Raw genomic sequence first — 22,738 nt, forward strand, 5'->3', positions numbered from 1 at the left:
GTCCCGGTGCCCCTGATCAAACACGCGACCGCAAGCGTCTTCCTGTTCGGCCAGCTCGACGACGGGTGGCGGATCGGCCTGATCCGCCACCCGCGCTTCCACCGCTGGATGCTCCCCGGCGGCCACGTCGAACCCGACGAGAACCCGGCCGAGGCCGCGCTGCGCGAGGTCCGCGAGGAGTCCGGCGTCGAGGCGTCGCTGCTGCTCCCGTTCACCGGCGTCGTCCCGGACTATCCCGCCGAGGCCCTGGTCCCCGTGCCTCTCTGGATCGTGGAACAGCAGGCCCCGTCCGAGTCCCGCCTGCCCTCCCCGCACATCCACGTCGACCATCTCTATCTGGCGCTCGCCTCATCGGCTTCGCCGACCACAGACCCCGAGCTGCCCTTCCGCTGGTACGCCCCGCAGGAGCTGCCCACCCTGGACATGTTCCCCGACACCCGGAACGGCGCCGAGCTGCTGTTCCCGCTGATCGATACCCTCGCTACAGGTGCGAGACCGCAGCAGGTCAGCGCAGGGGACTCATAATCCCCCGGTCGTAGGTTCGAACCTCACCCGGTCGGTGCCGGCAGAGGCCGAGGGTCACGCGATCGGGTGGCCAGGGCTCGCAAGTTGGGTCACAGAGGTGAACGCGCTTCGCGAGGCCGGCGATGCTCCCTTTCCCGAACGCCTGGCGAAAGTGCACAACGACTTCGAACGGATCCACCCTTACCTCGACGGCAACGGCCGCACAGGCCGGCTGCTGCTCAACCTGCTGCTCGTGCGACTCGGGTACCCACCGGCGATTGTGTTCAAGAACGAGCGCACGAAGTATCTGGACGCCATGCGCAAGGCGGACAAGGGCGACTACGGGCCGATGGGCGAACTCGTCGCCCGCGCGGTCACCAACAACCTTTACCGGTTCGTCGTACCTGCCGTTGCAGGCCCGTCCCGTCTGGTTCCGCTGGCGAGTCTGGCCGACGAGAAAGCGGGCATCACTGTCACCGCGCTCCGTGCTGCAGCCGAACGCGGCCGGCTCCGGGCGCAGAAATCAGACAGCGGAATCTGGCTGAGTTCGCGAAAGTGGCTCGCCGACTATCAGAAGAACAAGCACAAGCGCGTCAAGCCGGTCATGCTGCGGGCCATCGGCTGATCCACGGTTCAACGGCACAGCAGGTAGAGATGCGAGTCCACGCCCGCGATGGGACCGGACCACGCACGGGTGAAGCCGGCGCGCTCCAGGGCACGCCAGGAGGCGGTGTTCTCGGTGAACGGGGCGGCCGAGATCGCGGCGAGCTGGGGGTGACGGATGAAGGTGAGGCGGGCGCACTCGCGGATGGCGGCGGACGCCAGGCCGCGGCCGGTCAGTGCGGGGTCGCCGATCAGGTAGTCGAGGCCGGCCGCCGGCGTCGGCAGCGCGCCGGTCGCCGCGAGGGCCTCGGACCAGTCGGGGTGGTCGGCGATCAGGTAGCGCTGGATCAGGCCGGCCGGGCGGCCCCGGGACGAGATGAGGAAGACGTCGGTGGGCTCTCGGCCGGCGATGCGGTCGGCGTAGCGGGTGCGGACGGCGACCGGGTCGGTGGACGCCTCCCACCAGCGGATGACGTGCGGTTCGGCGAACCAGCGCACCACCGGGCCGAGATCCTCTTCGGCGAGCGGGCGCAGATCAACCCCATCAGGGGGTACGCCGGGCGCCGGCACTACCAGCGGCCGAGGCGGGTGGCGAGGACGGAGAGGGCGGCGACGCCGGCGGTGGAGGTGCGCAGGACCTCGGGGCCGAGGCGGACGGGGCGGGCGCCGGCGTCGACGAACGCGTCCAGCTCGGCGGGGGCGATGCCGCCCTCGGGGCCGACGACCAGGATGATCTCGCCGGCGGTGGGGAGCGGGACGCCGGTCAGGCGGTCCGTGGCCTCCTCGTAGAGCACGAGGGCGGCAGCCTCGCCACGGACACGGTCCGCGATCTTGGCGGTGCTCAGCGCGCCGGGGGCGACGTCGGGCAGCCAGGGGCGGCGGGCCTGTTTGGCGGCCTCGCGCGCGGTGGCGGCCCACTTGTCGCGGGCCCGTGCGGCGCGCTCGCCCTTCCAGACGGTGACGGAGCGGGAGGCGGACCAGGGGATGATCTCGTCCACGCCGACCTCGGTCATGGCCTGGACGGCCAGCTCGCCCCGGTCGCCCTTGGGCAGGCCCTGGACGACGACGAGGCGGGGGTCGGGGCGCTCGGCGTACCCCCGGGACGTGATTTTGATCGTGAGGTTGCCCTTGCCGGAGGCGAGCACGACGGCGAGGGCGGTGCCGCCGCGTCCGTCGGCAAGGATCAGCTCCTCGCCGGTGGTCAGACGCTGCACGTTCGCCGCGTGATGGCCCTCGGGGCCGTCGAGGAGCCACTCGTCGGTCGCCGGGAGCGACTCGACCAGGAACAGCGGCGATGACATGCGGGAACCTACCTGATCAGGGCGTCGAGAGCGGCCGGCCCGCGGGAGAGGATCCCACGGGCCGGAGGAACGACGTCACGAATGGCCGTTGAACGCGTCCCGCATGCGGGAGAAGAAGCCGCCCTGCTTGGAGAGCTCGGCGATGTCCTCGCCGCGGGTCTTGGCGAACTCGCGGAGCATGCGCTCCTGCTCGGACGTGAGCTTGGTCGGCGTGCGCACGTCGAGGTGGACGAAGAGGTCGCCCCGGCCCTGGCCGCGCAGGCGCGGGACGCCCTTGCCGCGGATGCGCATGGTCGCGCCGGGCTGGGTGCCGGCGCGGACGTCGATCTGCTCCTCGCTGTCCAGCGTCTTGATGGTCAGCCGGGTGCCCATCGCGGCCGAGGTCATCGGCACGGTGACGCGGCAGTGCAGGTCGTCGCCGCGGCGCGAGTAGACGTCGTGCGGGCGCTCGTGGATCTCGACGTAGAGGTCACCGGCGGTGCCGCCGCCGGGGCCGACCTCACCCTGCTGGGCGAGGCGGATGCGCATGCCGTCCTCGACGCCGGCCGGGATCTTCACGGTCAGTGACCGGCGGGTGCGGACCCGGCCCTCGCCGGCGCAGGTCGGGCACGGGCTCGGGATGACCGTGCCGTGGCCCTGGCACACCGTGCAGGGGCGCGAGGAGACGACCTGGCCGAGGAACGTGCGCTGCACGGACTGCACCTCGCCGCGGCCCTGGCAGGTCTCGCAGGTGGCGAGGTGCGTGTTGGCCGCGGTGCCGGCGCCGGAGCAGGTGGTGCAGATGACCGCGGTGTCGACCGTGATCGGCGCCTCGACGCCGAACGCGGTCTCCTGCAGGTCGAGCTCGAGGCGGAGGATCGCGTCGGCGCCCGGACGGGTGCGCGGGCGTGGACCCCGGGTCGCGCCCGCGGCCTGGCCGAAGAACGCGTCCATGATGTCCTGGAACCCGACGAACGGGCCCGCGCCACCGGGGCCGCCGGGAGCGCCACCGCCGCCGGGAGCCAGCGGATCCCCGCCGAGGTCGACCATCTGACGCTTCTTGTCGTCCGAGAGCACCTCGTACGCCGCGTTGATGTCCTTGAACTTCTCGTGCGCCTCGGGATCCGGATTCACGTCCGGGTGGTATTGGCGGGCCAGCTTGCGATAGGCCCGCTTGATGTCGTCGTCGGTCGCGTCCCGGCTCACGCCGAGGATCCCGTAGTAGTCCCTGGCCACTGCGTTCGGTGTCCCCATGTCTGTCTGGATCAGGAATGCCGGCGGTTAGTTCTGCGCCAGCAGTTCACTCACGTAGCGTGCCACGGCTCGCACCGTCGCGATGTTGCCGGGGTAGTCCATCCGGGTCGGACCCAGCACGCCCAGCCCGCCCACGATCGTGCTGTGCGGCCCGTAACCGGTGCTGACCACCGCCGCGGACCGGAGGTTGTCGATCTTCGTCTCGTCACCGATCATGACCCGCGTGGCGGCCGGCTCGACCTCCCCGAACAGCTTGAGCAGGATCAGATCCTCCTCGAGCGCTTCCAGGATGGGCCGCAGCGAACCGTGGAAGTCCAGGATGCCACCCCTGGTGAGGTTAGCGGTGCCCGCCAGGACAACCCGCTCCTCCCGGCGCTCGACCAGTGTCTCCAACAACACGGACGAGAGCACGGCCATGGTCGTGCGCTGCTCCGGGCGGATCTCGTCCAGAAGCGCCTCGACCAGCGTCGGCGTGTCGACCAGCCGCCGGCCGCAGAGCTTCTCGTTTATCCTGGTCCGGAGCTCGAGAATCTCGTCGGCCGCGGTCGGCTCCGGCAGCTCCACCAGGCGTTGCTCGACCCGGCCGGTGTCCGCGATCATGACGAGCATCAGCCGGGTGCTGGAGATGGACACCAGCTCCAGGTGACGCACGGACGACCGGGCCAGGCTGGGATATTGCACGACCGCGACCTGGCGGGTGAGTTGTGCAAGAAGCCGGACAGTGCGATGCACCACATCGTCGAGGTCGACGGCACCGACCAGGAAGCGCTCGATCGCGCGCCGCTCGGCCGGGCTCAGCGGCTTGACCCGGGAGAGCCGGTCGACGAACAGCCGGTAGCCGCGGTCCGTGGGGACGCGGCCGGCGCTCGTGTGCGGCTGCCGGATGTAACCCTCCTCCTCCAGGACCGCCATGTCGTTACGCACGGTGGCCGGGGAGACGCCGAGGTTGTGCCGCTCGACCAGCGCCTTGCTGCCGACCGGTTCCTGCGTCGCGACGTAGTCCTCGACTATCGCGCGCAGGACGGCGAGCTTGCGATCGTCCAACGCCATCGCCAACCTGCCTTCCCGCCGGTCAGTGGTCCTCGCCGTTTCGCTGGCACTCGACTGTAGCGAGTGCCAGTCTACGACGCACGTCCGGCAGAAGCGATGATCACTTTGCCCCACATATGCGATATTTCTGATATCTAGGTGTTTCGGGCGGGCGCGCGGCAAAGCTGGCGGGCTTTGATCGCCCCATCTACCGTGACGGGCATGAGCGAACCGCCTCGTCCGCCTGGTGAGGGCATCCCGGGCTCCAACGACCCATACAGCACCCCGCCGCAGTACGACAGCACCCCTCCGACCAGCGGCGCCGGTGGCTATCCTCCGCCCACCAGCGGTGCCGGCGCATACCCCCCTGGGGCGGGCGCTTACCCGCCGCCCACCAGTGGCGCCGGCGCTTACCCTCCCCCCACCAGCGGCGCGGGCGCCTACCCCCCGCCCGGCGGCGACCCCAACGCGTACCCGCCGGCCGGAGGCGGCTACGGAGCCCCGCCCGGCGGTGGCTACCAGCAGCCGTACGGCCAGCCCGGCTACCCCGGCGGCGCGGCCAAGGGCAACTTCGTCGGCGACGAGAAGACCTGGGTCCTCCTGTCGCACGCCGGCGGCATCATCTTCGGCTTCCTCGCGCCGCTGGTCGTCATGCTGGCCAAGGGCAACGAGTCGCAGACCATCCGGGCCCACGCGGTCGAGGCGCTGAACTTCCAGATCACCTGGGGCGTCGCGATGCTCGTCGCCGTGATCCTCTCGATCTGCTCGCTCGGCATCCTGTCGTTCCTGCCGTTCATCGTCTGGATCGTCGTGCTCGTGTTCGGCATCCTGGCCACGATCAAGGTCAACGACGGCGAGTGGTACACGTACCCGGTCACCTACCGCATCGTGAAGTAGGGGACGTAAAGGGGTGATCCGTCAGAGCAACTCGCGGATCACCCCGTCGGCGAGCAGCCGGCCGTCGCGGGTGAGCACGATCCGGCCCTCGTCGTAGGCGTCCGGCTCCAGCAGGCCACGGACCAGCGCGCTCTTCGCCCCGGAGCGTCCGGCCTCGTCCAGCGCCGCCAGCGGCAGCCCGGAGGCGAGGCGGACCCGGAGCATCACGTCCTCCATGTGCCGGTCGGCGTCGGTCAGCAACTCCCGGGCGAGCGCGGGTGTCTCGCCGGCGGCCAGGCGCTTCGCGTACGCGGAGGGGTGCTTGACGTTCCACCAGCGGACGCCGCCGACGTGGCTGTGCGCACCCGGCCCCAGGCCCCACCAGTCGCCGCCGGTCCAGTACAGCAGGTTGTGCCGGCACCGGGCCTCGGGCGTGGTGGCCCAGTTGCTCACCTCGTACCAGCTGAAACCCGCGTCCGTCAGCGCGCGGTCCGCGGCGAGGTAGCGGTCCGCGGCCACGTCGTCGTCCGGGTAGGGCAGCTCGCCGCGGCGCATGCGGGCGGCCAGCCGGGTGCCGTCCTCCACGATCAGCGCGTACGCGCTCACGTGGTCCACGCCGGCCGCGATCACCGCGTCCAGCGAGCGGGCGAAGTCGTCCGCGGTCTCGCCGGGCGTGCCGTAGATCAGGTCCAGGTTGACGTGCGCGAATCCGGCCTCGCGGGCCTCCAGCGCGGCCGCGGGGGCCCGGCCGGCGGAGTGCTGGCGTTCGAGGATCCGCAGGACGCCCGGCGCGGTGGACTGCATGCCGAGCGAGATCCGGGTGAAACCGGCCCGCCTTAATGCCGATAAATACGACAAATCGACGGATTCCGGGTTGGCTTCGGTGGTCACCTCCGCGTCCGGCGCAAGACCCCAGGTGTCGTCGATGGCGTGCAGAATCCGCGCGAGATCGTCCGCCGGCAGCAGCGTCGGCGTCCCACCCCCCACGAACACCGTGTCCACTTTTTCCGGTTTTTTCGTCATAACGCGGGATGCGAGACGCAGCTCGGCGAGCACGGTTTCCGCATACTCGTCCCGGCTCGCCCCACCACCCAGCTCCGTCGCGGTATACGTGTTGAAGTCGCAGTACCCGCACCGGCTCGCGCAGAACGGCACATGCAGATAGACGCCGAAACCGCGCTGCCCGGACGCGTCCAGCGCCGAGGTGGGCAACGCGCCGTCACGGGGTACGGCCTCGCCGTCGGGAAGTTCGCCTGGCACTCGTCTAGTGTGCCCGCATGACGTCCGCGCACCTGCGGGTGGAGGCCGGCGACGGGGTGGCGACCCTCACGCTGGACAGCCCGCACAATCGCAACGCCCTGTCCACCGCGCTGATCGGCGCACTCTCCGAGGGTTTCGCCGCCGCCGTGGCCGACCCTGCCGTACGCGTGATCGTGCTCTCGCACACCGGCCCGGTCTTCTGCGCAGGCGCCGACCTCAAGGAGACCGCGGCCGCGTTCGACGGTGACGGCACGCTGCCGGTGGTGCCGCTGGCCGACCTGCTGGCCTCGCTGTGGGAGTCGCCGAAGCCGATCGTGGCCCGGGTCGGCGGCGCCGCGCGCGCGGGCGGCATCGGCCTGATCGCGACCGCGGACATCGTGGTCTGCGCGGACACCGCGACGTTCGCGTTCAGCGAGGTCCGGCTGGGCGTGATCCCGGCCGTCATCTCCGTGCCGGTCCGCCGCCGGATCTCCGCACGCGCGGCCGCCGAGCTGTTCCTGACCGGCGACGTCTTCGACGCGGCCCGCGCGGCGGAGATCGGGCTGGTCACGCGCGTGGTCGGCGCGGACGACGTGGACACGGTCGTGGACCGGTACTGCGAGTCGCTGATCAAGGGCGCGCCGGCCGCGCTCGGCGGCGCCCGCGCGCTGCTCCAGGACGTGACCGTGCGGGACGAGCTGGCCCGGATGGCGGACGCGTCCGACCACTACTTCCGGTCGGACGAGGGGCGCGAGGGCATTCAGGCGCACCGCGAGAAACGCCCACCGCACTGGATTCCCGCGTCGCGTCGGTAAGCTGAGGCTCCTACACGTGGGGGTGACGGTTGCGTATACGGGGAGTTGTGGCCGCGATCGCGGTGATGTCCCTGGCCGGAGCGTTCGGCCTGCTCGCCGCCCGGCACGACTGGGGCGAGACACTCCCCAAGGTCCCGCTGGTGCTCGCGCGTGCGTGCGTGGTCACCGCGGACGGCCAGGTCAACCTGAGTGCGCAGCAGATGGCGAACGCGGCCACCATCGCCGCGGTCGGCATCCGGCAGAAGATGCCGGAGTACGCGGTGATCGTCGCGCTCGCGACCGCGCTGCAGGAGTCGAAGCTGGAGAACCTGGCCGGCGGCGACCGTGACTCGGTCGGCCTCTTCCAGCAGCGTCCCAGCATGGACTGGGGCACGCCCGAGGAGATCCGCGACCCCCGTTACGCGTCCGGGAAGTTCTACGAGGCGCTCCGGAAGGTCGAGGGCTGGGAGGACATGCGCGTCACGGACGCGGCCCAGCAGGTGCAGCGCAGCGCGTTCCCGGAGGCGTACCAGAAGTGGGCACCGGAGTCCGAGGTGCTGACCAAGGCGCTGCTCGGCGAGGCCACCGGCGCGGTGTCCTGCACGGTCAGCGGCGAGCCGGAGATCCGCGGCGCCGAGGCCGCGACCGGCGTCGAGAAGGGGCTGAACGCGGACTGGGGCACGCTGCGGTCCGCCACGTCCGACCCGGCCGGTCTCACGGTCGAGGTCGAGGACGACCGGGACGGCTGGCGGTACGCCCACTGGCTCGTCTCGCACGCCACCCAGCTCGGCGTGCGCCGGGTCTTCTTCGGCGGCATGGTGTGGGACGCGGAGGACGGCCGGTGGACCCGGACGGCCGGCGGGACCGGACGGGTCGTCGCCGAGGTGTTCAACCCATAACCTACAAGCTGTGGGATATGAACACGGAAAAGCCCGGCCGCTAATGCGGCCGGGCTTTTGGATTTCCGAGGGATCAGTAGCGGGAGACGCTACGACGACCCCAGAAGCCGCTCACCAGAGCGACACCGATCGCGGCCAGCACGACCTGGGTGAGCAGCTCGCGCCAGTCGAAACCGGCGGTCTCCGCGTAGCCCAGGCCCCGGGCGACGGCGGTGCCCAGCAGCGCGGCGCCGACGCCGATGACCAGCGTCAGCCACAGCGGGATGCTCTGCCGGCCCGGCACGACCAGGCGGCCGAGCGCGCCGATGATGAGGCCGACGACAAGAGCGGTGAGGATGCCGACGATGGTCATTGAAGAGCCTCCTGTTATCCGGGGTGTTTCTTTGAATCCGTCGTTGTGTGTGATCGATGGATTCCCGGACTTCGGAGAAACCAAACCGGCTATCGCGCTAACAATTTCCGGGCGTCGGCGAGCGCGCGGTCCATCGTCCCGAACGCCATGGCCGGCGGCGCCGCGATCGGGAACCAGGTCAGCTCCACGGCCTCGGCCGGATCCAGCGTGATGGCGGCGCCGGCCGGCAGCGTGGCGAGGTAGATGCAGTCGAGCACCGGGAACGTCTCGTCCTGGAACTCGTAGGACCCCAGGTACATACCGACCAGCGCGCCGAGCGTGATGTCGGCGCCGAGCTCCTCGCGGCACTCCCGGACCGCGGACTCGGCCGGAAGCTCCCAGCCGTCACAGAACCCGCCGGGCAGCTCCCACAGGCCGCGCTTCGGCTCGCGGGCCCGCAGCAGTGCCAGGAACTCCGCGCCGTCCCCGTCCCCGGACAGGATGATCACGCCGGAGGTCGGGCGCGCGTTCACGTACACCTGGTAGCCGCAGGCCCCGCAGACGGACGGCGGTGCGGCGGGCAGGGCCACGCCGCACCGCGCGCAGTGCACGACCGTCACTTCTTCGGGGCCTTGCCGCCTGCCTCGCCGCTGTCGGACGTGTTCAGCGCCGCGATGAAGGCCTCCTGCGGCACCTCGACCCGCCCGACCATCTTCATGCGCTTCTTGCCTTCCTTCTGCTTCTCGAGCAGCTTCCGCTTGCGGGAGATGTCACCGCCGTAGCACTTGGCGAGCACGTCCTTGCGGATGGCGCGAATCGTCTCGCGCGCGATGATCCGGCTGCCGATCGCGGCCTGGATCGGCACCTCGAACTGCTGCCTCGGGATCAGCTTCTGCAGCTTGGACGCGATCGTGACGCCGTAGTTGTACGCCTTGTCCTTGTGCACGATCGCACTGAACGCGTCCACCGGGTCGCCGTGCAGCAGGATGTCCACCTTGACCAGGTCGGACTCCTGCTCGCCGGAGGGCTCGTAGTCCAGCGACGCGTACCCCTTGGTCCGGCTCTTCAGCTGGTCGAAGAAGTCGTAGATGATCTCGGCGAGCGGCAGCGTGTACCTCAGCTCGACGCGCTCGCTGGACAGGTAGTCCATGCCCTTGAGCTGGCCGCGGCGCCCCTGGCAGAGCTCCATGACCGCGCCCACGTAGTCGTTCGGCGCGAGGATGGTGGCGCGCACGGTCGGCTCGAAGATCGCGGCGATCTTGCCTTCCGGGAACTCGCTCGGGTTGGTGACCGTGAGGTCCTCCTCGCCGCCCTCGATCTTCACGCGGTACACCACGTTCGGCGCGGTGGAGATCAGGTCCAGGCCGAACTCGCGCTCCAGCCGCTCCTGGATGATCTCCAGGTGCAGCAGGCCGAGGAAGCCGCAGCGGAAGCCGAACCCGAGCGCCGCGGACGACTCCGGCTCGTAGACCAGCGCCGCGTCGTTGAGCTTCAGCTTGTCCAGCGCGTCGCGCAGCGCCGGGTAGTCCGAGCCGTCGATCGGGTACAGACCCGAGTAGACCATCGGCCGCGGGTCCTTGTAACCGCCGAGCGCCTCGGTGGCCGGCCGGGTGTTGATCGTGATGGTGTCGCCGACGCGGGACTGCCGCACGTCCTTCACGCCGGTGATCAGGTAGCCGACCTCGCCGACGCCCAGCGCGTTGCCCTTGAGCATCTCCGGCGAGATGACGCCGATCTCCAGCAGCTCGTGCACGGCGCCGGTGGACATCATCTTGATCCGGTCCCGGGCGCTGATCTTGCCGTCGATCACCCGGATGTAGGTGACCACGCCGCGGTAGATGTCGTAGACCGAGTCGAAGATCATCGCGCGGGCCGGGTCGTCCGCCTCGCCCTTCGGCGCCGGCAGCTGCCGGACGACCTCGTCGAGCAGGTGCGCCACGCCCATGCCGGTCTTGCCGGAGACCTTGAGGCAGTCCTCCGGCTCGCAGCCGATCAGGTGGGCGAGCTCCTCCGCGTACTTCTCCGGCTGCGCCGCCGGCAGGTCGATCTTGTTCAGCACCGGGATGATCTGGAGGTCGTTCTCCATCGCCAGGTACAGGTTCGCCAGCGTCTGCGCCTCGATGCCCTGCGCGGCGTCGACCAGCAGCACCGCGCCCTCACAGGCGGCCAGGCTGCGCGACACCTCGTAGGTGAAGTCCACGTGGCCCGGGGTGTCGATCATGTTGAGCACCGCGGACTCGCCCGTGCGCTCGCCCTCCCGCACGGTCCACGGCATGCGGACCGCCTGGGACTTGATCGTGATGCCGCGCTCGCGCTCGATGTCCATCCGGTCGAGGTACTGCGCCCGCATCTGCCGCGCGTCCACCACCTCGGTGAGCTGCAGCATCCGGTCCGCCAACGTCGACTTGCCGTGGTCGATGTGGGCGATGATGCAGAAATTCCGGATGGCGCCGGGATCGGTCGCGCCGGGGTCACGCATGGGTGGCACGTTCGTCCGTTCTTGTCGTCGAGGCCGCTTGTCACTGTGATCAGGCGTCGCTGTGCTCCGCGCCGCCGGTTCCCGCGCGCGGAGCCGCTGGATCGCACTCCATGGTCCCATGCCGCCGAGCCCGTCCGGCGACCCGGCGGGAGGACGATCAAAACCACGATCATCCGAGGGTACGCCCGAGCCCTCCCCTCCCCCGATCGCTTCGCGGCCCGGTGCCTTCACGCGCTCCGCGCGCTGCCGGGCCGGATCCGGGCACCCACCAGGGCCGACGTCATCGGATGCGGGTGGATCGACGGCCGGCGGCGGCCGTGTCGGTCACGGAGCCGGCCGTGGGCGGCGAAGGCGTACCGGATGATGCCCTTGATCGTGATTTTCGGGGTTGACCGTGCCGCGTGGTGACGATTTCCGGCGGTGCGGGCAGGATGGGGCGATGGGTGTGATCTCGCTGCCCGAGGTGCCGTACGGCGCGACCGCCGTACGTCCGGCGTGGGCGGATCTGCCCGCGGAGCTGCGCGCCGCGATCGCGGCGCGGCTCGGGTCGCCGGTGACCTGGGCGACGAGCGCGGGCGGCGGCTTCACCAGGGGCTTCGCCGGCGTGGTGGACACCGCGTCCGGCGAGCGGTTCTTCCTGAAGGCGGCGGCGCTGGCGCACGAGCGGCACCTGGCCGACTGGCAGTACCGGGAGGTGGCGATCACGGGCGCGCTGCCGCCCGCGGTCCCGGCGGCCCGGCCCCGATGGTCGCTGACCGCCGCCGGCTATTACGTGACCTGTCTGGACGCGGTGGACGGCACGGTGCCGCAACTGCCCTGGTCACCGACGCACCTTCGGGCCGCGCTGGACGCCTGGGCCACCGCGGCGGACGCGCTGGCCGACCCGCCCGCGGAGCTGCTCGCGATGGACCTGCCGCCGCTGTCACGCCTACTTGAACGTGAACTTTCCTCATGGACCGACGTTGTCGCGGGGCTCGAACCGAAGCCATCATCATCCATCGCCCTTCGACATCTACCGGAACTAGCGGCATCTGAGCAGCTCACACCCGGTTTTTGCGAGGGTTCCAACGTAATTCATGGCGACCTACGCGTGGACAACATAATGATCGACTCGTCAACCGGTGCCGCTTGGATCTGTGACTGGACATGGTGTGCACGTGGCGCGGCGTTCTTCGACACGGCATCACTGCTGGTCAGCGCACATGCAAGCGGCCTGGACGCATCCTCGCTCTTCTTCGAGCACCCAACCGGGCGAAACGTGCCCCCCGAGGCTCTTGATGCAGTACTCGCATCACTGTCTGGATATTGGCTGGCCAGGGCCGCCTCGGGGCCGAGCAGCGCGTCACCGTATATTCGGGGGCACCAGCGGTGGAGCGGCAACATGGCGCTGCACTGGTTGGCCACCCGGCGAGGGTGGCTGACGACCTGATCGGCGGCCGTTTTGGCCGGCCCGCATCCGGGCTGGTACTCTGGGCTTTCGCGTGCAGCGGCACCAGTTTGCCTGCGCTCGCACCAGCTTGATTCACCATCTTTCTGTCGTCAGTAATCGCAATTTCGTAAGGACGTGGCTGTCGCGTGGCGAACATCAAATCCCAGATCAAGCGCAACCGGCAGAACGAGAAGCGCCGGCTGCGGAACAAGTCGGTCAAGTCTTCGCTGAAGACGGCCATCCGCAAGTTCCACACCGCCGCCGAGTCCGGCGACAACACCGCCGCGACCACGCTCCTGCGTGACGCCAGCCGTCAGCTCGACCAGGCGGTGAGCAAGGGCGTGATCCACAAGAACCAGGCCGCGAACCGCAAGTCGGCCATCGCGAAGCGCCTGCTCGCGCTGTCGACCGCCGCCTGATCCACAGCACCTCGCGCACGGGTACCGCGCCGGCTTCCTCCGAGGCCACGCGGTGCCCGTCGCTGCGTTTGGGGTCATCCTTGCGTTCCTGGCTGTCGTTGCGTTCCTGGCTGTCCTTGCGTTTTGGTTTGTTCTTGCGTTTCTGTTTGTCGTCGCGCTCTGGTCTGACGTCACGTTCTGGTCTGACGTCACGTTCTGGTCTGACGTCACGTTCTGAGCTGGCGCCGTGCTCTGGCGTGACGTTGCGTTCCGGGTTGTTGTCGTCGTCGTGTGTGGGGTTCCTGACAGCGCCATGATCATCGCCCCGCTGGATCTCGCCGCCGCCGCGTACGCCGCCGCCGACGTGATGACCGCCGCGTTCGGTCTCACCCCCGCCGAACAGCTCCAGCGCCGCGACATCTTCGCCGAGCACGCGCGCCACCCCGGCCTCATCGCCCGCGGCGCGTTCGACGGCCCCCACTTGGCCGGCTTCTGCTACGCCTTCCCCGCCGGCGACCGCAGCTGGTGGGAACGCCAGGTCCACCCCCGTCTGGCCTCGGTCGGCGCCGCCTCCTGGCTCTCACCCACCACGCTCGAACTCACCGAGCTCCACGTCCACCCCCACCACCAGCACCGCGGCCTGGGCCGAGCCCTGATCACCGCCGTCTGCGACGCCAGCCCCGCCACCCGGGTCCTGCTGAGCGTCCGCGTGGAGAGCGCCGCCGCCCGCCGGTTGTATACAAGTCTCGGCTTCGAGGAACTCACCACCCCCTTCCTCTTCGGCGGCACACCCCCGTTCTACCTGCTCATGGGCGCCCAGCAGCCGTTGCGGCGCTAGGCTCCGCGCCGCCGCTCTCACCGGCAAGCCCACGCCGGACGGCAACGCCCTAAGCGGATGCGGCGCTACCGTCCGCCGTTCCAGCCCCTTACAGCGCAAGGCTCCCGCGCCGCTCTCACCAACAAGCCCACAACGCTCTATCCGGGTGCGGCGCTGCCGTCCGCCGTTCCGTGGCCGGACGCGGGCGCGCCCGGCCACGCACTCGAATGGCGCGTGGTGCCCGGTCTCTGCGTGAAGCCGAGCCGGTCTCCGCAGGCGGGTTGAGCCGGCTTCCGCAGGCGGGCCGAGAATGCGACGGGAGGGTCCGCGCTGACGGCTATTCGTAGCGGCGGGTGGCGGACTGGCGTGCGCGCTGCTGGGGTGTGTCCGCGTGGCGCTCCGGATCGAAACGGTCGTCGGTCCGGAGGTCGCTGTCGTGCCTGCCCGTACCGTCGGCCTGACGCCTGCCCCGGCCTGCGGCGGACGCGGATCCGGACTGCCAGACCGTGCCCTCGGCCGGGCGACGGTAGGCCGGACGCTCCTCGACGAACTCCCCCGGCCGCGACGCCTGCTGGTCGGCCGAGCGGTGAATGCCACCGTCCTCGGACCGGCGGGCGGAGGGCGCGCTACCGGTCATCGGGGCACGGCCCGCTGTCGTCCCCGGCGGTGGCCCGAGACGGTAGCCCTCGTTCGGACGGCGGCCGCTCGGCACACCGGGGCGACGTGCCGGATTCGCGGAGTTCGCCGCCTCGGACCGTCCCGCCGCGTCACCACGCCACATCGGATCCTGCCGCCGGTCGAGGCGCCCCGGCTGGTCGCCGCCGCTGTGCACCTGCTCCGCACCATGCATCCAGCCCGTGTCCCGCACGCGATCCGCGCCGTGCACACGATCCGCACCATGCATCCAGCCCGTGTCCCGCACGCGATCCGCGCCGTGCGCACGATCCGTGTCGCGCGCGCGATCCGTGACCTGCGCGCGATCCGTGTCCCGCGCACGATCCGTGTCCCGCGCGCGATCCGTGGCGTTCGGTCGGCTGTCGGCAACCGGTCGGAGGTCGATGTCGTGGCCATCGGCGCTGCCCGGCCGGCTCGGGTCGCGGCGGAATCGAGCGCCGTCGCCCGGCCGGCCCACAGCGGCCCGCCGTCCGGCGTTGCCGAAACTGTTCTCGGCGGCAGGGCGAGGAAGGTCGTTCTGCCGGGGCAGGCCGTCGTGCGGTTGGCGCTGAGGCCCGACGGAATCGCGGGAAGCAGCAGGACCCGGCGCGTCGCCCGGCCCCCGGAAACCCGGAGCTGCCCCGGTAGCCCGATAGACCGATCCCGGCACGTATGGTGACGAATCGACCCGCTGACCGGCGAACCTCGGTGCGCCGGCGCTGCGTGTCACCGCTCCCGGCCGCATCGGCTGCGCTCCCGTGGCAGGCTCGTTCCACGCGCTCTCATGCCGGGCGGTCTCCACCGGCACGTCTTCCGGCCGGGCCGCCTCTAACGGGATGCTTCCGTCCCGCGCTGCCTCGATCCGCGCACTCCCGACCCTGGCCGCCTCGGCACGGCCCTCGGCCCTGGGCGCCTCAGCACGCGCACTGTCGCCGCGCACGCCCTCAACCCTGTTCGCTCCGGCACGCGCACTGTCGGCACGCACGCCCTCGACCCTGGCCATCTCGGCACGCGCGACCTCGCCATAACCGCTGTTCAGACCGGCATCTGAATCCGCAGCACCCCGCAGGTCGGCCGCACCGCGGGCGACCGCCGCCCCGTAGACATCAACGCCAGAGACGTCAGCTCCGGCAAGATCGACACCAGGGACGTCAGCACCTGCGGCGGCAGCGCCCGTGGTCGCTGCTCCCGCACCGAAGGACCGCATCTCCGGCACCGCGGCCCGCGACGACGCCGCACCTCGTGCTGTCGCCGCGCCCCGCGCCGCCGCGGCCCGTGTCGCTGCGGCCCGTGTCGCCGACCGGCGGCGGGCCAGGGAGCGGCGGACCGCGTCGCCGGCGCCGATCGGGGCGGGGGTGGTGGAGCGGCCCGCGACGACGCCGGCCATCACGTCGTTCAGTTTGACCATGAGGGCGATCGAGGCCGGCAGGACCAGGACGCCCCACCAGGTGACCAGCTCGGCCAGCGCGAGCAGCACGCCCAGCCCGAGCGCGCCCTCGAAGTACACGAAGCAGAGCAGGCCGCCGGGGCTGACGTGCCGCAGCCGCAGCAGACGGACGTAGAGCGGACGCTTCATCGCCCGCCACCGGCGCGGCGGGCGGTGGCCACCGCGACCACGGCGCGTTCGAGCGCGTAGCCGCGGTCCTCCGCGCCGCCCTTGACCGCCGCGTTGCAGTCCGCCGCCGCCTGCATGGCGTCGACCAGGCCGTCGGGGCTCCAGCCACGCGACTGGCGCTGGGCGCGCTCGATCTTCCAGGCGGGCATGCCGAGGCTGCTGGCCAGCTGGTACGCGCTGCCGCGTCCGGCCGAGGCGACGCGCGCGACGGTACGCACGCCATCCGCCAGCGCGTCCGCTATCGGCACCGGGTCCACGCCGACGTGCAGCGCCCAGCGCAACGCCTCCAGCGCGCCCGGCACGTCGCCGACGATCGCGGCGTCCGCGACCGTGAAGCCGCTGACCTCGGCCCGGCCCTTGTAGTAGCGGGCAACGGTCTCCGCGGTGATCCGGCCGTCCGTGTCCGCCATCAGCTGGGAGCATGCGGCCGCGAGCTCGCGCAGGTCGTTGCCGACCGCGTCGAGCAGGCCGGTGGCCGCGTCCTCGGTGCAGGAACCGTTGAGCCGGCGGATCTCCTCGCGGACGAACGCGACCCGCTCCCGCGCGCCCTTCATCTTGGGCACCGCGAGGACCGTGGCGCCGGCGGACTTCAGCCCGTCGGCCAGCGCCTTGCCCTTGGCGCCGCCGAGGTGGGCGACGATCAGGTGGACCTCGGGGTCCGGGTTCTTCGCGTACGCCAGCAGCGTGGTGATCATGTCTTTGCGCGCGTCCTGACCGGCGCGGAGCACGAGCACGCGGCGTCCGCCGAACAGCGACGGGCTGAGCATCTCCGCGACCTCGCCGGGCACGAGCGCACCGCCCTCGTACTCCCGCACGTCGGACCCCGGGTCTGCCGCCCGCGCGGCGTGGACGGTCTGCGCGATCGCGCGGGCCGACAGCAGCTCCTCGTCACCCAGGACGAGCGTCAACGCAGGGGGGATCGCGGCAGTCACGCCGGACATCGTCGCACGCGTCACCCGGGACCCGCCCTCGGTCACCCGAACGGGTCCGGTCGCATATCCGCTCGTCACCGCCCTCGTCGCGGCGAGCATCGCGCCCTCGTCACAAGCGGGAACCACGGCGGGAAACGCGCCCCTGATCACGGCCGGAACCGCGTCCCCCGTCACGGCGTGCCCCGGGGCACGACCGCGAGCCCGTCCGGATGCCGGATCGCGGCGAGGTCCCCCTGCTCGTCGGTGCGCAGCACCCGTGCGCCCTCCCGCCCGAGCCGGGCCAGCAGCGGCAGGTTGGGGTGCCCGTAGTCGTTGCCCTCGCCGACCGAGACGAACACCACGGCCGGATCGACCGCGGCCAGGAACTCCGGGCTCTGAAACGCAGATCCGTGATGCGCGAGCTTCAGCAGGTCCACCCGCATCGGCACCCACCGGCGCAGCAGCGCGTCCTGCTCCTCCGTCTCGGCGTCGCCCATCAGCAGCACCCGCACGCCGGCGGACCGGGCCAGCAGCACCAGCGAGTTGTTGTTCGGATCGGATCGGGTGCCGCGCATCTCCCCCGGTGGCCCGATCACCTCCAGCGCCAGGTCGCCGGCGGTCCACGTCCATCCGGCCGGGATCGGCAGCACCGGGGTGCCGTGACCGGCCGCCTCGTCGTGCACCAGGTCGTGCCCGGCTTCCGGTTCCGGCCAGGCGGTGGTGACGACCACGTCCACCCGGCGGCCACGGAAGACCCCGGCGATGCCGCCGATGTGGTCCTGGTGGAAGTGGCTGACCACCAGCAACGGAACCCGGTCGATGCCGAGATCGCGCAGGCAGCGGTCGACCGCGGCGGGCTCCGGACCGGCGTCGACGACCACGGCCTGGCCACGGCCCAGCGGCAGCACGGTCGTGTCGCCCTGCCCGACCGCGCAGCCGGCCACCACCCAGCCGTCCGGCGGCCAGCCGGACGCGGCCAGCCGGACCGGCAGCGCGCCGACGATCACGGCGGCGGTGACGGCCGCGACCAGCGTGCGCGCCCACCGTCTGCGGAACGCGAGCAGCATCGCGACCGTGAGCGCGGCCAGCAGCAGGCCGCCGGTGACGCCGCCGGGCCAGGGGACGGAGCCGGACGGCACGAGCGCGCCGTACCGGGCGACGAGCACCAGCCACCGGGCCGGCCAGCCACCGGCCCACGCGGTGAGCGCGGCCCCGTCCGGCCAGATCGGCGAGACGACCGCGGTGATCACACCGAGCACGGTGGCGGGCGCGACCGCGGGCGCGGCCAGCAGGTTGGCCGGGACGGCGACGAGGCTGACCGTGCCGGACAGCCCGGCGATCACCGGCCCGCAGGTGACCTGCGCAGCGGCGGGCACGGCGAGCGCCTCGGCCAGACCACCGGGCACGCCCATCCGCCGCAGCCCGTCCCGCCAGCGGCCCGCGAAGACCAGCAGACCGCCGGTGGCCAGCACGGAGAGCGCGAACCCGGCGTCGCCGGCCAGCTCCGGGTCTGCGACCACCAGCACGACGATCGTGGTGGCGAGCGCCGGCACCGCACTGCGCGGCCGGGACGTAGCGAGTGCGACGAGCGCGATCGCACCCATCACGCCGGCCCGCACCACGCTCGGCGACGGCCGGGCCAGGATCACGAACCCGATCAGCGCACCGGCGGCCAGCACGACGGACAGGCGCGGCCCGGCGCGGACGCGGCGGAGCAGAAACAGCACGCACCCGATGACGATCGCGATGTTGGCGCCGCTGACCGCGCACAGGTGGGTCATGCCGGTGGTGCGGAAGTCCTCCTCCACCGCCGGGTCGAGTCGGCTGGTGTCGCCGACGACCAGGCCCGGCAGCAGCCCGCCCGGCCCGTCCGGCAGGCCGGCGCAGGCCCGCTGCAGTCCGGCGCGGAGCGTGCCGGCCGCGCGCTGTGCCCAGGGGGCCGCGCCGATCAGGACCGGGTCCGCGTCGATCGCGAGCACGGCCGCGGTGAGGTCGCCACCGCGCGGGCTCATCAGCCGGCCCTCGGCCGCGACGCGCTGCCCGGGGAGCAGGCCACGCCACCCGTCGCCGGTGCCGAGCACCAGCACGCGCGTGTCGACGCGGTGCCCGGACGGCGCGTCCTCCGGCGCGACCCAGGTGAGCCGCGCCGGGACCAGCCAGGTCGGTGCGCGCCCGGCCGACGACGTCAGCGGCCGCGGATCATCGCGGACGGTCAGCCGCGCCGAGACCCGCTCCCGTTCCCGGGCCATCCCGGCCAGCGGCTCCGCGTCCCTGACCGCGACCCGCGCCGCCGTGACGGCCGCCCCGCACGCAACCCCCAGCAGCACCCCGACGACGACCCAGCGCCACCCGGTCAGCCGGCCCCACCCGGACAGCCGGTCCCATCCGGGCAACCGGCCCCACCCGGGGAGTCCGACCGCGGCGAGGGAGATCAGCACCGCGGCGCCCGCGAGCAGCAGCGACGCCCGGACCGGCAGATGCAGCGCGGCCAGCCCGGCCAGCCAGGTCCCGAGCGCGACGCCGGCCAGCCGCAGGTCGAGTGGTGGGTCGCTCATATCGTGACCAGCTCTTTCAGCTGCTCGTAGCGGCTGTCGCCGATCCCCTCGACCTCGCGGAGATCGCTCACCGCCTTGAAACCACCGAGCTTGTCGCGGTGATCGAGGATCCGCTGCGCCAGCACCGGTCCGACGCCGGGCAGCCCGTCCAGCTCCGCCAGCGTCGCCGTGTTCAGGTTGAGCGGGCCACCGGGGACCGCCGGCCCCGCGCCGGTCGGCGGCACCACGCCCGGCGGCGCGCTCACCCCGACCAGGATCAGCTCACCGTCAGTTACTTTCCGTGCCAGGTTGAGCAGCGCCGTGTCCACGCCGGGCAGTGCTCCGCCCGCCGCCTCGAGCGCGTCCGCCACCCGGGCGCCGGGCGGCAACCGCACCATTCCTGGCCGGCGCACCTTGCCCGCGACCGCCACCACCACCTCGGCCGCGCCGGTGCCCGATGCCGATGGAAGCACCCCGGAGACCTCTGCCGTCGGTAAGACGACAACGTCCGCCCGGGGCCGTGCCTGCCAGGCGAGCGCGGCCGCGCCGAGGGCCGCCAGCAGCACGACCACCGCGATGGCCCGCACGCCGCGGGACCCGGGGTCCCACCGCCCGAAACGCGCTCCCGGCCCGAACGGATCACTGCGCCGCTCCGCCTCGTCCTCGACATCCACGCCCGCACCGTACGGCCGGAGAGATCGATGACGGCGAGGCTGTGGACGACGAAACCGCCTGTGGACAGACCCAAGATCGTGGACGGGTCCTGCTACGATCCCGGCCCGGCCGGTGATTACAGGACGTGACCGCCGAGGACAGGACGAGACCGAGGTGACACCAGTGTTCTTCTGGCGCCGCGCCACCGGCAGCACACCGCTGACCAGGGAGGACCTGGCAAAGCGGGTGGTCAAGCGACTTCGCCGGCACGGCATCCGCGACGCTCGATTCGATGCGGACGCGTTCGTCGTCCAGTACGAGAGCGCGGCCATGTACCTGCACAACCTCTACGCGGAGATCACGTCCGCGCCGCGCCCGGAGCTGCGGTCCCGGATAAACGCGTTCGTGGACGCGCTGGTCCGCATGCCGCAGACCCCGGCCGACTGGTCCGGCGCCCGCCCGCGCCTGCGCCCGGTCCTGCGCGGCGCCGCGCCGATGGCCTTCGAGCGCAACGCGCCGGTCTCCCGCCCGGCCATGCCGTTCCTGGCCGAGATGCTGGTCATCGACCTGCCCGCCTCGATGGCCTACGTGACCGGGGAGCATCTGCGCTCGTGGGGCGTGACCGAGGACGCGGCGTTCGCGGCCGCCCGCGCGAACCTGCGCGCGGCCCCGCTCGCCGCCGCGGGGCCGGGCGAGAGCCTGCCGACGATCCTGCACTTCGTGGACGAGGGCGACTCGTACTGCGCGTCGTTCCCGCTGATCGACGGCTGGCTGGCCGGGCTCGGCGGCCGGCTCGACGGGCGGCGGCCGGTGGCGTTCCTGCCGGACCGGACGACCGTGGTGGTGACCTCGGACGACCCGGACACGCTGCTGGCGACGTTCCCACTGGTGGAGGCCGAGTTCCTGGAGTCCGCGCGGTCGACGTCGCCGATGGCCTACGTGAGCGACGACCTGGGCCGCACGGTCCCCTACGAGGCGCCGCCCGGCCACCCGCTGCACCACGCGGTCCGGCGCGCGGAGCGGCTGCTGGCGCTGCGGGAGTACGAACGCCAGCACCACACCACCGGCCTGCCCGGCACGCCGCTGCCGTTGCGGATGGCGCAGCGCCCGGACGGCTCCACGTTCACCTACGCGCTGTGGTCCGGCGAGGAGCCCGCGCTGATGCCGGTGGCGGACCTGATCGCGATCTCGGACGGGGAGGCCGGCCCCTTCTTCGTACCGTGGGCGGAACTTGCTCTTCGGGACCTTTTCACGCCGCTGGACGGCATCGCACCGCCGCGTCATCTCGCCCCGGACTTCCCCGACGAGGCCACCCGGGCCGCGCTGAAGACCTGCGAGATACAACCCTAGTTGTAGGGCGGCACGTCCGGGACCAGCACCTCGCCGTACGAGGGGTTGTTCGATGCCGCCACCGCCAGCAACGCGTGCACGTGCGCGGCCGCGATGTGGTTCGCGTTGACGTCCTCGCCGGGCTTCGCCTGGGTCGCCCAGGCGGTCCGGTCGGCCTCGTAACCCGCCCGGCCCAGCAGCTTCTCCGCCGCGCGGTAGTGCTCGTCGCCCGTCATAGAAGAAATGGTCACGCCCGACGGTTGCAGAACGGCCTAATCGCGCAAAACCACCGCACAGATCGCGCCCGGCCCCAGGTGCGCGCCGACGACCGCGCCGATCTCGGTCACGCAGGAGCTCCGCAGCCGGGCCCCCAGCCGCTCGGTCACCCTGGCCAGCAGCTCCGTGGCCCGTTCCGGCGCGGCCAGGTGGTGCACGGCCAGGTCCGCGACGCCGTCGCCGGCCGCCTCCACCGCCAGGTCCGCGAGCCGGGCGAGCGCGCGTCCGGCGGTGCGCACCTTGTCCCGCACCACGATGGCGCCGTCCGACATGCGCAGGATGGGTTTGACCGAGAGCGCGGTGCCGACCAGCGCGGACGCGGCGCCGATCCGGCCGCCGCGGCGCAGGAAGTCGAGCGTGTCGACATAGATCAGCGACGTGGTCCGCTCGATGGCGGACTGTGCGGCCTTGGCCGCCTCGTCGAGGTCGTCGAAGCCGGCGGCCGCGAGCGCGGCGAACCCGGCGCCCATGCCGGCGGACCGGGAGTCGATCACGCGGACCGCGTCGCCGAACGAGGCCGCGGCCAGCCGGGCCGCCTCGACCGTGCCGGAGAGCCGGGAGGAGAGGTGCACGGAGATCACGCCGGTGGCGCCGTCGCCGAGCAACCGGCGGTAGACCTCGGCGAAGCGCTCCGGCGCCGGACGGGACGTGGTGACCGTGACCCGCCGGTCGCCGAGCAGCCGGGCCAGCTCGGCGGAGTCCAGCTCGGACCCCTCCGCCAGCTCACGGTCGTCGACCACCACGTGCAGCGGCACGACCGTGAGCCCGCCCGTGTCCGGCAGGTACGCCGTGGAGTCCGTGACGACCGCGACTGACATGCGGGCACGGTACCC

General features: G+C 71.9%; 22 protein-coding genes and 1 pseudogene. 9 read left to right on the plus strand and 14 right to left on the minus strand.

The features are described 5' to 3' along the window. Window positions 1-6: 6 nt before the first annotated feature. Window positions 7-525, plus strand: a complete 519-nt coding sequence (locus OP04_RS51705) for an NUDIX hydrolase (RefSeq protein ID WP_085066461.1) — start codon at window positions 7-9, stop codon at window positions 523-525. 34 nt (window positions 526-559) lie between these two features. Beyond that, window positions 560-1,129, plus strand: a complete 570-nt coding sequence (locus OP04_RS13940; RefSeq protein WP_085066454.1) for a Fic family protein — start codon at window positions 560-562, stop codon at window positions 1,127-1,129. 8 nt (window positions 1,130-1,137) lie between these two features. Here OP04_RS13940 and OP04_RS49610 read toward each other — a convergent pair whose 3' ends face one another. From OP04_RS49610 to hrcA, 4 genes are all read right to left on the minus strand, one after another. Then, a complete protein-coding gene (locus tag OP04_RS49610; RefSeq protein ID WP_198153816.1) occupies window positions 1,138-1,677 on the minus strand; it encodes a GNAT family N-acetyltransferase in 540 nt (179 codons plus the stop codon). Continuing rightward, on the minus strand, window positions 1,677-2,408 hold the full coding sequence (locus tag OP04_RS13950) for a 16S rRNA (uracil(1498)-N(3))-methyltransferase (protein WP_033340053.1): 732 nt from the start codon (window positions 2,406-2,408) through the stop codon (window positions 1,677-1,679). Before OP04_RS13950 ends, OP04_RS49610 begins: the two co-directional genes overlap by 1 nt. A 75-nt stretch (window positions 2,409-2,483) precedes the next feature. After that, window positions 2,484-3,623 (minus strand): molecular chaperone DnaJ, encoded by a 1,140-nt coding sequence (gene dnaJ, locus OP04_RS13955; protein ID WP_198153822.1) that lies wholly within the window; start codon window positions 3,621-3,623, stop codon window positions 2,484-2,486. Window positions 3,624-3,668: 45 nt separating this feature from the next. Further along, the gene (hrcA, locus tag OP04_RS13960; RefSeq protein ID WP_033340055.1) at window positions 3,669-4,691 is read right to left on the minus strand and encodes a heat-inducible transcriptional repressor HrcA; all 1,023 of its coding nucleotides are present in this window, start codon (window positions 4,689-4,691) and stop codon (window positions 3,669-3,671) included. A 201-nt stretch (window positions 4,692-4,892) separates the two neighbouring features. On the opposite strand from hrcA, the gene OP04_RS13965 reads away from it, so the two are divergent. Then, window positions 4,893-5,567, plus strand: a complete 675-nt coding sequence (locus OP04_RS13965) for a DUF4870 domain-containing protein (RefSeq protein ID WP_033340056.1) — start codon at window positions 4,893-4,895, stop codon at window positions 5,565-5,567. 21 nt (window positions 5,568-5,588) lie between these two features. On the opposite strand, the gene hemW is transcribed toward OP04_RS13965, so the two are convergent. Then, window positions 5,589-6,806 carry a radical SAM family heme chaperone HemW gene (gene hemW / locus OP04_RS13970; protein WP_033340057.1) on the minus strand — a complete coding sequence of 406 codons (1,218 nt, stop codon included), beginning with the start codon at window positions 6,804-6,806 and terminating at the stop codon, window positions 5,589-5,591. A 17-nt stretch (window positions 6,807-6,823) separates the two neighbouring features. Here hemW and OP04_RS13975 point away from each other — a divergent pair, with 17 nt between their 5' ends. Further along, window positions 6,824-7,600: an enoyl-CoA hydratase-related protein gene (locus OP04_RS13975; RefSeq protein WP_033340058.1), complete on the plus strand. Its 777-nt coding sequence runs from the start codon at window positions 6,824-6,826 to the stop codon at window positions 7,598-7,600. 65 nt (window positions 7,601-7,665) lie between these two features. After that, complete coding sequence (locus tag OP04_RS13980) at window positions 7,666-8,478, plus strand: hypothetical protein (protein WP_051797880.1); 813 nt, start codon at window positions 7,666-7,668, stop codon at window positions 8,476-8,478. Window positions 8,479-8,551: 73 nt separating this feature from the next. Here OP04_RS13980 and OP04_RS13985 read toward each other — a convergent pair whose 3' ends face one another. From OP04_RS13985 to lepA, 3 genes are all read right to left on the minus strand, one after another. Next, the gene (locus OP04_RS13985) at window positions 8,552-8,830 is read right to left on the minus strand and encodes a GlsB/YeaQ/YmgE family stress response membrane protein (protein ID WP_033340060.1); all 279 of its coding nucleotides are present in this window, start codon (window positions 8,828-8,830) and stop codon (window positions 8,552-8,554) included. 89 nt (window positions 8,831-8,919) lie between these two features. Continuing rightward, window positions 8,920-9,420 (minus strand): NUDIX domain-containing protein, encoded by a 501-nt coding sequence (locus tag OP04_RS49615; RefSeq protein WP_198153817.1) that lies wholly within the window; start codon window positions 9,418-9,420, stop codon window positions 8,920-8,922. A 5-nt stretch (window positions 9,421-9,425) separates the two neighbouring features. After that, on the minus strand, window positions 9,426-11,288 hold the full coding sequence (lepA, locus tag OP04_RS13995; protein ID WP_033340061.1) for a translation elongation factor 4: 1,863 nt from the start codon (window positions 11,286-11,288) through the stop codon (window positions 9,426-9,428). Window positions 11,289-11,727: 439 nt separating this feature from the next. Here lepA and OP04_RS14000 point away from each other — a divergent pair, with 439 nt between their 5' ends. The 3 genes from OP04_RS14000 to OP04_RS14010 all read left to right on the plus strand — a co-directional run bounded on the left by OP04_RS14000 (window position 11,728) and on the right by OP04_RS14010 (window position 13,953). Beyond that, complete coding sequence (locus OP04_RS14000; RefSeq protein ID WP_051797862.1) at window positions 11,728-12,717, plus strand: phosphotransferase; 990 nt, start codon at window positions 11,728-11,730, stop codon at window positions 12,715-12,717. A 146-nt stretch (window positions 12,718-12,863) separates the two neighbouring features. Continuing rightward, window positions 12,864-13,136, plus strand: a complete 273-nt coding sequence (gene rpsT, locus OP04_RS14005) for a 30S ribosomal protein S20 (RefSeq protein ID WP_033340062.1) — start codon at window positions 12,864-12,866, stop codon at window positions 13,134-13,136. Window positions 13,137-13,428: 292 nt separating this feature from the next. Continuing rightward, a complete protein-coding gene (locus OP04_RS14010; protein WP_033340063.1) occupies window positions 13,429-13,953 on the plus strand; it encodes a GNAT family N-acetyltransferase in 525 nt (174 codons plus the stop codon). Window positions 13,954-15,963: 2,010 nt separating this feature from the next. Here the strand turns inward: OP04_RS14010 and OP04_RS51710 are convergent. The 4 genes and pseudogenes from OP04_RS51710 to OP04_RS14035 all read right to left on the minus strand — a co-directional run. After that, a pseudogene (locus OP04_RS51710) lies at window positions 15,964-16,162 on the minus strand (hypothetical protein); the annotation flags it as partial. Next, window positions 16,159-17,142, minus strand: coding sequence for a DNA polymerase III subunit delta (holA, locus tag OP04_RS14025; protein WP_033340147.1), 984 nt, complete (start codon window positions 17,140-17,142; stop codon window positions 16,159-16,161). The gene holA and the pseudogene OP04_RS51710, both read right to left, overlap by 4 nt. 161 nt (window positions 17,143-17,303) lie before the next feature. After that, on the minus strand, window positions 17,304-19,667 hold the full coding sequence (locus tag OP04_RS14030) for a ComEC/Rec2 family competence protein (protein WP_033340066.1): 2,364 nt from the start codon (window positions 19,665-19,667) through the stop codon (window positions 17,304-17,306). Continuing rightward, window positions 19,664-20,437, minus strand: a complete 774-nt coding sequence (locus OP04_RS14035; RefSeq protein WP_408606751.1) for a helix-hairpin-helix domain-containing protein — start codon at window positions 20,435-20,437, stop codon at window positions 19,664-19,666. Before OP04_RS14035 ends, OP04_RS14030 begins: the two co-directional genes overlap by 4 nt. Window positions 20,438-20,474: 37 nt before the next feature. On the opposite strand from OP04_RS14035, the gene OP04_RS14040 reads away from it, so the two are divergent. Continuing rightward, entirely contained in the window at window positions 20,475-21,650 is a 1,176-nt protein-coding gene (locus OP04_RS14040; protein WP_198153826.1) for a hypothetical protein, read from the plus strand. Here OP04_RS14040 and OP04_RS14045 read toward each other — a convergent pair. Both OP04_RS14045 and OP04_RS14050 read right to left on the minus strand, forming a co-directional pair. Continuing rightward, window positions 21,647-21,865, minus strand: a complete 219-nt coding sequence (locus OP04_RS14045; RefSeq protein WP_033340067.1) for a hypothetical protein — start codon at window positions 21,863-21,865, stop codon at window positions 21,647-21,649. The genes OP04_RS14040 and OP04_RS14045 overlap by 4 nt on opposite strands. 36 nt (window positions 21,866-21,901) lie before the next feature. Continuing rightward, on the minus strand, window positions 21,902-22,723 hold the full coding sequence (locus tag OP04_RS14050) for a DegV family protein (RefSeq protein ID WP_033340068.1): 822 nt from the start codon (window positions 22,721-22,723) through the stop codon (window positions 21,902-21,904). Window positions 22,724-22,738: the final 15 nt, after the last annotated feature.

The organism is Catenuloplanes japonicus (assembly GCF_000717135.1).
Classification (GTDB): Bacteria; Actinomycetota; Actinomycetes; order Mycobacteriales; family Micromonosporaceae; genus Catenuloplanes; species Catenuloplanes japonicus.